We start from the raw sequence: 8,843 nt of genomic DNA on the forward strand, positions 1-8,843 counted from the left end.
GCATTGGGCTTCCCCTCCCCCCCCCCCCCCCCCCCCCCCCCCCCCCCCCCTCCCACAGTGGTTGTGGATCATTCATCGAGTTCGACGACTTCGAACTTCACCTGGTCCGGATAAAACGCCATGTATTCACGGATCTGCGCGACAGACACCTTGGGGTTCTCGTAACTCCACACCGCATTGGTCCCTTCATGCCCCGGCACCTGCAAGCTGAAATAGCTGGCATCGCCCTTGTAGGGGCAATAGCTGGTGTGGTCGGTGCGAGCGAAGTACTTTTCGTCGATGTCCTCTCGCGGCACGTAATACACCGGTGGGTAATTGGCTTCCAGCAGCACCAGCGCCCGCGAGGAGGCGGCCACCTGGATACCGTGGAACTTCACCAGAAGACATCCGGGTTGCTCGGCAATGGTGATGACAGGGCTGGGACCGGTACTTTTCATGGAATTCGTTCCTCATGAGGAAGATTGACCGCGTTATCGTTCATCGCGAGCAAGCTCGCTCCTACAGCGATGGGCTGCGCAGCAGCTCCAAAACCTGAGACCACGATGAAACAGGTATAACCCAATTTCCCCATTCACGACGGCCTCACAGCCGAACGGACCCTGCAATCAACCGCAACGCACAAGCTGTACATCCATACAGATAAAGATTGCCCTTGTGCCCTTATCCCGCCATCCTGTGCACCTCCCGGACATTGATCGACGATGGTGGTTATGCGGCTGTATCTCTGTGAAAAACCTTCCCAGGCCAAGGACATTGCGGCTGTACTCGGCGCCAAACGCCGTGGCGATGGCTGTTGGCTGGGAACGGACGTCACGGTGACCTGGTGCATCGGCCATCTGCTGGAAACCGCGCCACCAGATGCCTATGACGCACGCTACAAGCGCTGGGTGCTGGCGGACCTGCCGATCATTCCGGACAAATGGAAAATGACCGTCAAGCCACGTACCGCCAGCCAATACAAGGCGGTCAAACGCCTGCTCGGTGAAGCGTCCGAATTGATCATCGCCACAGACGCCGACCGCGAGGGCGAGATGATCGCCCGGGAGCTGGTGGAGCACTGCCGCTATCGGGGGCCGATTCGCCGTTTATGGCTGTCGGCACTGGACGACGCCTCGATCCGCAAAGCCCTCGCCGCGCTCAAACCGGGCGCCGAAACCTTCAGCCTCTACCATTCGGCATTGGGCCGCAGCAGGGCCGATTGGCTGATCGGGATGAACATGAGCCGGCTCTTCACCCTGCTCGGGCGCCAGTCTGGTTACCAGGGCGTTTTGCCGGTCGGCCGGGTGCAAACGCCGACGCTGCGCCTGGTGGTGGATCGCGACCGCAGCATTGCCGACTTCATCCCGGTCGCCTACTGGGCCATCGACGTGCAACTGCGGCATGACGGTACTGTCTTCACCGCGCAATGGCGTGCGGCCTCCGAGGTTTGCGACGATCAGGATCGCTGCCTGAATCAGGCGCGGGCTCAGCAAGCAGCGGTGGCGATGATGGCGGCGGTGAGCGCCAACGTCATCAAGATGCGCACCGAACGGATGCGCGAAGTGGCGCCGCTGCCGTTTGACCTGGGCACCTTGCAGGAAGTCTGCTCGAAAAAACTCGGACTCGGCGCCCAGGAGACACTCGATATCGCCCAGGCGCTCTACGAAACCCACAAGGTCATCACCTACCCGCGCAGCGATTGCGGCTATCTGCCGCTCAGCCAGCACAGCGAAGCGCCAGGTATTCTGGCAGCGTTGCGCCAGGCTGATCCGGCGCTGAACGCCTTGCACGATCACCTGGAACCGCAACGCCGCTCCAGAGCCTGGAACGATGCCAAAGTCAGCGCGCACCACGGCATCATTCCCACTGCGGCGGCGAAAAACCTCGAACGCCTGACCGGCAAACACCGTGCGGTCTACACCCTGATTCGCGCACGCTATCTGGCACAGTTCCTGCCCAATCACGAATATGACCGCACCCAAGCCGACTTCGATTGTGCCGGTGAGGCCTTGCGCGCGGTCGGCAAGCAGATCGTCGAGCCGGGCTGGAAGCGCGCCCTGCCCGAGGCACTCGCCCCGGCCAAGGGTCGTGAAGCGCCCGCCCCGCAAACCCTGCCCAATCTCAAGGAAGGCATTGATTGCGCGGTAGAAAACGTGCAGCTCAAGGACCTATGGACTCAACCGCCGAAACCCTTCACCGAGGGCGATCTGATCAAGGCCATGAAGAACGTGGCCAAACTGGTGGACGATCCGCTGCTCAAGCAGAAGCTCAAGGACACCACCGGCATCGGCACCGAAGCGACCCGCGCCTCGATCATCCAGGGCCTGCTTGATCGCGGTTATCTGATCAAGAATGGCAAGGCACTGTCGGCAACCCCGGCCGCTTTCAGCCTGATCGATGCCGTCCCGCGGGCGATAGCCGATCCGGGCACCACGGCCATTTGGGAGCAGGCGCTGGACATGGTGCAGAGCGGGGAAATGAGCCTCGAGGAGTTCGTCACCAAGCAGGCGGCGTGGATGAGCAAGCAAGTTGCCCGTTGCGCCGGCCTGAACCTGACCATCAGTGGCCCGGCGAGCCCGGCCGGACGCGGTGCCACACCGTGGAAAAACAAGCGCAAGACTACAAAACGCAAGGCATCGACAGGCACCAAACGTCCGGCAAAACCGTAAAGCAACGCAATCACGTCTTACCTGTGGCGAGGGAGCTTGCTCCCGCTGGACTGCGCAGCAGTCCCCTGCTTTTTTTGATAAGGGGCCGCTTCGCGACCCAACGGGAGCAAGCTCCCTCGCCACAGAATCTTCCTGGTTCGAACTATCCTTGGCTGACTGTCCCAGGAGCCATTTCACATGCCGTCAATAACATTGCACGCCGCCCACCGCGACGAACTCCAAACCATCGAAAACCTGATGCAGTTCTACACCTACGACTTCAGCGAGTGGTTACCTTTGAAATTGGGTGAACAGGGTTTTTTCAACATTCAGTACTTGACGGACTACTGGCGAAATCCCGCGACCCAGCCGTTTCTGATCCGCGTCGACGACGAACTGGCCGGTTTCGTGACCGTGGATGAGGACACCCGCCTGCCCGACGTCCGGTACAACATCGGCTACCTGTTTGTCACACGACGCTTTCGTGGCCAGGGCATCGCGAAATTTGTCGTTTCCACCCTATTGAGCCGCTTGCCCGGTCAGTGGCAAATTCTGCATCTCGATGCGAATCTTCCTGCCCGAGCATTCTGGGCAGCGGTGATGCCAGGCCTTTGCCCAGAGGGTTTTACCCTGCATCAACAGTCAATCAAGGGGCATCCCTGCACCCTTTACCGATTTTCGGTTTAACCGCCCCCCCTGATCGGGTGATTTTCTACCCCCCTTTCGCTAATTCCACCCAGCTTTGTCCGACAATATGTAGTGACTGAAAATAATCACTACAAAACCGTTGACGCCTTCGATTTGCCCTTGCATGATGCAGACGTCTCCCCGATCGGGAGTACAGGCAACACGTTTGAGCAAGCTCGTCTGACCGCCGAGCTGTTTTTTCCGGATACACGCTGCCCACAAGGCAGATTGAAGAAGCTGACCTGGCCTGAACGTCCAGTACAAGGACGAGAAGCGCTGGCGATCCATCCTCATGAAGCTTGTGGCCGACCCTGAAAGCGTCGGCAGGGCCAGAAGGTTATCGCTGCTTCTCTTCGTTGTGACGCTTTTGCGTAGCAGTTATTCAACACGACTACATGCAACAGACGCGGGACCTCGCCACTTTCGGCGAACGACTGCTGACGTCCTGGTTTCGGTGCCAGGGATCAACTAACCGATGGGCTACTTGTATTAGCGAATCAACTTTGAAAGATCACCAATTGGTCAAGGGGGCTTTACCATGAATCTGAACAATCAACCAACTATCGAAGAACTGGCTCGTCTGTTCGCAGCGAAAAAAGATACGCTCGACAGCCATATTCTGTGGATCAGCAAATCGGGCAGCGTTCATATCGACTGCCTGTCGCCCCACTCCCATGAAGCGGAATTCGACCAGAACAACCAGCACCTGTTGGCCCGCCTGAAGATGTACCGTCGCGGCCAAGGCTACGTCGGCAAGAAAGCCGCGGCCGACAAGGACTTCATTGGTAATGTTCTGCAAACGCTGAAACAGGCCTGGGCCTCGATGCAGAATCAGAATGAAGTTCGGGTGATTGACCGGTTGTACTAATTCAAATAAGTCACTAGTGACTTATAAATAAGAAGGGCCTGCTCCCAATAAGAGCAGGCCTTTTTTGTGTCTGATTTTTATGTTCACCGAAGATTAAATGTGGGAGCGAGCCTGCTCGCGAAAGCTAACGTTCAATCAACATCAATGTTGAATGTGCTGCCGTCTTCGCGAGCAGGCTCGCTCCCACAGGGATTTGTGGTGATTATGAAAATTCGCTTCGCAACACAAGATCCATAAAGGCTACCGAAGCGGCACTGTGATAGTTGTTTTTACGCCGAAGCAACGCCGCCCCACGCTTCGGCGCATCCCTTACCAATGGAATCTTGCACAAGGCTCGCTCGCCCGTGGCAATGGCTTCCGGGAGGATCGTCGCAATCGCGGTGTGTCGTATCACTTCCAGCAGCGTATTGACCGAATTCACCTCGATGGCCACCTTCGGCGTGATCCGCTCTTCGGCGAAATACTCGTCAATGCAGGTGCGGGTGACGAAATCCGGGGTTAACAAGGCAAACTCCAATCGCGCCACCTCTGCGGTCGTTAATGCTTCCTGGCGTTCATACAGCGGATGCGCCCGGCCGACCATCAACCCCAGGGTTTCGGTGAACGCCGGGATCGACTCGATATCGGCGTTTCTCACCTGATCGAACGCAATCGCGATATCCAATGAGTCATCCGCCAGCCCGGTTTCAATGTCGTCCATCGACAATTCGAACACCTCCAGATGGATGTTCGGGTACCGCGCCACGTAATCGCGCACCAACGGCCCCACCAGGTACGCCATGAAGGTCGGAGTCATGGCCAGGCGCAGGGTGCCGCGGGACAAGTCCTTCACGTCATGCAACGCGCGCTTGCCCGCCTCCAGTTCCACCAGCACCCGTCGCGCGCATTCGATGTAGGCCAGGCCTGCATCGGTCGGTTTGACCGTGCGCGAAGTGCGGTCGAACAGGCTGACACCGAGGGTTTCTTCCAGTTGCCGGATCTGTTGCGACAGGGTCGGCTGGGACACGTGCAAGGCTTCGGCAGCGCGGGTGAAACCGCCGTTATCGGCAACGGCCAACAAGTAACGCAGATGACGCAACAGCATGGGATTACCTTCTATAGGCAGCGCTTATGGATTGCATTGTATATCGGTCTTGGACGCTATGGATTGATCAGCAGAAGATGACTCCACACCCAAGCACTACCCACTGCACCAGGAGATCCACCATGCAACAGTCCCATGCTTACAACGACACCAGCCTTGAACTGACCGCCAAAATCCTGGACGCCAAGGCTCGCAAAAACCTGTCTTTCGAAGACGTCGCCCAAGGCACCGGCCTCTCTCTGGCGTACGTCACCGCTGCCCTGCTCGGCCAACACCCGCTGCCGGAAAGCGCCGCCAAAGTGATCGGCGATAAGCTCGAACTGGACGCCGACTCGGTGGCCCGCCTGCAAATCATCCCGCTGCGCGGCAGCCTGTCAGGTGTCCCGACTGACCCGACCATCTACCGCTTCTACGAAATGATCCAGATCTACGGCACCACCCTCAAAGCCCTGGTTCACGAGCAGTTCGGCGACGGCATCATCAGCGCGATCAACTTCAAGCTCGACATGAAGAAAGTCGAAGACCCGGAAGGCGGTCACCGTGCCGTGATCACCCTGGACGGCAAGTTCCTGCCCCTGCGTCCTTTCTAAGTTGATAACGGCCCGCACCGCTGTGCGGGCCAAACCCGGTTCATCCATGAGGACGCAATCATGAAAGCGCTCATCGAAGGTTTTTTGAAGTTCCAGGAAGAAGTCTTCCCGCAACGCACCGACCTGTTCAAACACCTGGCAACCACGCAACACCCGGGCACTTTGTTCATCACCTGCTCGGACAGCCGTGTAGTGCCGGAATTGCTGACCCAACAGGAACCCGGCGAGCTGTTCGTGATCCGTAACGCCGGCAACATCGTGCCCTCCTACAGCCCCCATCCCGGTGGTGTGTCCGCCACGGTCGAGTACGCCGTCGCCGTGCTGGGCGTGACCGATATCGTCATCTGCGGCCATTCGGATTGCGGCGCCATGACCGCTGTCGCCAAGTGCACCTGCATGGATCACTTGCCCGCGGTCGGCAGCTGGCTGCAACACGCCGAGTCGGCGAAAGTCATCAACGAATCACGGCCTCACGCCGATCAAGCGGCGAAAGTGAGTTCGATGGTGCGGGAAAACGTGATCGCACAATTGGCGAACATCCAGACTCACCCGAGTGTGCGCCTGGCCCAGGAAAAAGGCCTGTTGAACTTGCATGGCTGGGTGTACGACATCGAGACCGGATCGATCGATGCACTCGATGGCCACAGCCGCAGCTTCGTGTCGCTGGCCGAGCACCCGACCACTTGCGCCCTTCAAGGGCGATCCGCAGTAGCAGCCTGAAGTTTGAATCCACTGACAGCAAGACGATCAGCGCAACGCTCCCGTCTCACGGGAGCACTGCACCGGCATGATCGAAAGGGTTATTTATCGTCCATCCTTGTTGACGATGGTGACCGATTCTCAGGGCTCTCTTCAGCGTTGGGGGGTTCTGGAATACTGCCTGGCGTGAACACGTGAGTCAGCAAGTCTCGGGCATCGACGTCGACAACGCCCTGAACCGAACGCGCCAGACCAACAGCTTGCTCGCACTGTTTATGGGTGTTGACGCGGCCGCTCAACGCCACCGTGCCCCCATGGGTTTTGACATGGATTTGCAGGCCAAGGCTGGGTTCGGCCATGGCCAGGGCTGACTTCACCCTCGTGGTAATCCACGTGTCGTGAACGCCTCTTTCCAAATCCTGAGAGTAATGTTGAAACGAATGAAGTTTCATGATGCAACCCTCTTCACGTCATCAGATGCGCTGTCCATCCCGTTTGCTGTATAGCCCTCTGCCTCTCAGGCGAGCGATGGGACATCTGATTCGTTTTGGAGTGCTCGCCACGTCAATTCAGACACACATAAAGTATAGTGCGGCCGTCGCCCGGGGTCGGGGGTACCGACTCAACGTTTGACCGACAGATCCGTCTGGGTCATGCGGCTGCGAATGGTGAACACGCCATCACCCGACAGAATCGCGCTACGGGCGAACAGGCGACCGCTCTCCCAGTTCGACAAACCCAGTTCCGGCTTGTTGAGCGCGTATTGGCCATCGACCCAACGTGTGATGCCGTTACCGACAAACGGCGCATTGACCGCGTTGTAAAAGCGCTCCTGAGCCGCCGCATCCTCACTGATCAACGACACGGTGAACTGCGGGCTATAGCAATTGAACAAGGTGATGGCACTGTCCAGGCCATCGACGATTTTCAGGCTGACTTCCGGGGTTTCTTCCCACTCCCACTCGCGACCCAATTGATCTTCCGGCAGCGCTTCGGCCAGGGCTTCGGTGCGGTAGCCTTCGGCGCGATAGACCTCGACGGTTGCGCTTTGCCACTCTGCAGGCAGGAACGCTTCGCTGCCCTCGACGATGTGCAGTTTGCAGCCCTGGCCACGTGCCTTGCCGGCCTGTTGCAGCGCTTCGAGAAACAGCGGCACCAGCTCGGCGGCGCGATCGCGATGAATCAGGCAGACGTTCAGGGTGTTGCAGACCTTGCGGTCCAGGGAATTGCGCACCACGGCGGCAAAGCGCGTGGCTTGGGCATCGCTATCGGCGATCAGCCAGGCACCGCCGGTGCCGTGCAGGCTGACAGCGGTGCCGGCCTGTTGCGCGATGCTGCCCAACTGACTGACGGCACGACCCGAACCACGGGCCACGGCCAGCGACAAACGCCGGTCGGCGAACATCGCCCAACCGGCGGCATGATTGACGCTCTCCACCAGCGACACCGCGCCATTCGGCAAACCAGCGTCGGCGAGTGCCGGATTCAGCGCATGAGTGACGATGGCCTGGGCAGTGCCCAAGGCGTCGCTGCCAATGCGCAGGACGGCGGTGTTGCCGGTGCGCAATACGCCGGCGGCATCGGCGAAGACATTTGGCCGGCCTTCGAAAACAAACGCGACGATGCCCAGTGGTGACACCACTTGCTCGACTTTCCAGCCGTCGTGCTCGACACAACTGATCACCTTGCCCCGCGAGGCCGACGCATCACGCCAGGCGCGCAGGCCGGCGATCATGTCGCGGCGCATGCGTTCGTCGGCCAGCAGGCGCGTGGTCGACCGGCCCCGGGCCTTGGCCCGCTCGATGTCAGCCAGGTTGGCCGCTTCGATCAAGGCCCAGCACTCCGGGCTTTCCAGACGCTGCGCGAACAGATCGAAGAAGGTGCTGATGGCCTGATCCGAGACGGCCGACATCGCGGTGAATGCCGCTTGTGCGCGCTCGATCGCCACCGCTGCCGCCTGCTGGTCGGCCACGGGGATCAGCAACAATTCGCCGCTGACCTGCTCCACCAACAGGTGGTCTCCGGGCTGGAAGCGTGCCGCCAGTTCGGGGCTGACCACAGTGACACGATTACCGGCGAAAGGGATCGGCGTGCCAGCGACTAGACGTTCGAGCGCAAGAGACATGAAGCGGTTACACCATGCAATGGGCGGGCGGAAAATGTATAGCAAAAGTCCTGGGGGGGGGGGGGGGGGGGGGGGGGGGGGGGGGGGGGGGGGGGGGGGGGGGGGGGGGGGGGGGGGGGGGGGGGGGGGGGGGGGGGGGGGGGGGGGGGGGGGGGGGGGGGGG

The 8,843-nt window shown here is 59.8% G+C and carries 9 protein-coding genes; 5 read left to right on the forward strand and 4 right to left on the reverse strand.

The genetic code is table 11. The annotated features are described in order from the left end of the window. Nucleotides 1-68 precede the first annotated feature (68 nt). Entirely contained in the window at nt 69-437 is a 369-nt protein-coding gene (locus ACSFE6_RS29640; protein ID WP_435430929.1) for a DUF427 domain-containing protein, read from the reverse strand. Nucleotides 438-710: 273 nt separating this feature from the next. Here ACSFE6_RS29640 and ACSFE6_RS29645 point away from each other — a divergent pair, with 273 nt between their 5' ends. The 3 genes from ACSFE6_RS29645 (at nt 711) to ACSFE6_RS29655 (ending at nt 4,182) form a co-directional block, all read left to right on the forward strand. Next, on the forward strand, nt 711-2,648 hold the full coding sequence (locus ACSFE6_RS29645; protein ID WP_435430930.1) for a DNA topoisomerase III: 1,938 nt from the start codon (nt 711-713) through the stop codon (nt 2,646-2,648). A 177-nt stretch (nt 2,649-2,825) separates the two neighbouring features. Beyond that, on the forward strand, nt 2,826-3,314 hold the full coding sequence (locus ACSFE6_RS29650) for a GNAT family N-acetyltransferase (RefSeq protein ID WP_435430931.1): 489 nt from the start codon (nt 2,826-2,828) through the stop codon (nt 3,312-3,314). Between the two features lie 538 nt (nt 3,315-3,852). After that, nucleotides 3,853-4,182 carry a hypothetical protein gene (locus ACSFE6_RS29655; RefSeq protein ID WP_435430932.1) on the forward strand — a complete coding sequence of 110 codons (330 nt, stop codon included), beginning with the start codon at nt 3,853-3,855 and terminating at the stop codon, nt 4,180-4,182. A gap of 202 nt (nt 4,183-4,384) precedes the next feature. Here the strand turns inward: ACSFE6_RS29655 and cynR are convergent, their stop codons facing one another. Beyond that, complete coding sequence (gene cynR / locus ACSFE6_RS29660; RefSeq protein ID WP_435430933.1) at nt 4,385-5,266, reverse strand: transcriptional regulator CynR; 882 nt, start codon at nt 5,264-5,266, stop codon at nt 4,385-4,387. 122 nt (nt 5,267-5,388) lie between these two features. Between cynR and cynS the strand changes: the two genes are divergently transcribed. Together cynS and ACSFE6_RS29670 are read left to right on the forward strand one after the other, a co-directional pair. After that, nucleotides 5,389-5,856: a cyanase gene (cynS, locus tag ACSFE6_RS29665; RefSeq protein ID WP_435430934.1), complete on the forward strand. Its 468-nt coding sequence runs from the start codon at nt 5,389-5,391 to the stop codon at nt 5,854-5,856. Nucleotides 5,857-5,916: 60 nt separating this feature from the next. Continuing rightward, nucleotides 5,917-6,576: a carbonic anhydrase gene (locus ACSFE6_RS29670; protein ID WP_435430935.1), complete on the forward strand. Its 660-nt coding sequence runs from the start codon at nt 5,917-5,919 to the stop codon at nt 6,574-6,576. An 80-nt stretch (nt 6,577-6,656) separates the two neighbouring features. On the opposite strand, the gene ACSFE6_RS29675 is transcribed toward ACSFE6_RS29670, so the two are convergent. Then, entirely contained in the window at nt 6,657-7,007 is a 351-nt protein-coding gene (locus tag ACSFE6_RS29675) for a BON domain-containing protein (RefSeq protein ID WP_435430936.1), read from the reverse strand. 170 nt (nt 7,008-7,177) lie between these two features. Then, entirely contained in the window at nt 7,178-8,680 is a 1,503-nt protein-coding gene (locus tag ACSFE6_RS29680) for an aldehyde dehydrogenase family protein (protein ID WP_435430937.1), read from the reverse strand. Nucleotides 8,681-8,843: the final 163 nt, after the last annotated feature.

The organism is Pseudomonas baetica, assembly GCF_051216495.1.
Classification (GTDB): Bacteria; Pseudomonadota; Gammaproteobacteria; order Pseudomonadales; family Pseudomonadaceae; genus Aquipseudomonas; species Aquipseudomonas baetica_B.

Bases quoted from the DNA above. Each gene is read 5' to 3' on its own strand.
- ACSFE6_RS29640 (WP_435430929.1), bottom strand. From the start codon at position 437: ATGAAAAGTACCGGTCCCAGCCCTGTCATCACCATTGCCGAGCAACCC.
- ACSFE6_RS29645 (WP_435430930.1), top strand. From the start codon at position 711: ATGCGGCTGTATCTCTGTGAAAAACCTTCCCAGGCCAAGGACATTGCG.
- ACSFE6_RS29650 (WP_435430931.1), top strand. From the start codon at position 2,826: ATGCCGTCAATAACATTGCACGCCGCCCACCGCGACGAACTCCAAACC.
- ACSFE6_RS29655 (WP_435430932.1), top strand. From the start codon at position 3,853: ATGAATCTGAACAATCAACCAACTATCGAAGAACTGGCTCGTCTGTTC.
- cynR (WP_435430933.1), bottom strand. From the start codon at position 5,266: ATGCTGTTGCGTCATCTGCGTTACTTGTTGGCCGTTGCCGATAACGGC.
- cynS (WP_435430934.1), top strand. From the start codon at position 5,389: ATGCAACAGTCCCATGCTTACAACGACACCAGCCTTGAACTGACCGCC.
- ACSFE6_RS29670 (WP_435430935.1), top strand. From the start codon at position 5,917: ATGAAAGCGCTCATCGAAGGTTTTTTGAAGTTCCAGGAAGAAGTCTTC.
- ACSFE6_RS29675 (WP_435430936.1), bottom strand. From the start codon at position 7,007: ATGAAACTTCATTCGTTTCAACATTACTCTCAGGATTTGGAAAGAGGC.
- ACSFE6_RS29680 (WP_435430937.1), bottom strand. From the start codon at position 8,680: ATGTCTCTTGCGCTCGAACGTCTAGTCGCTGGCACGCCGATCCCTTTC.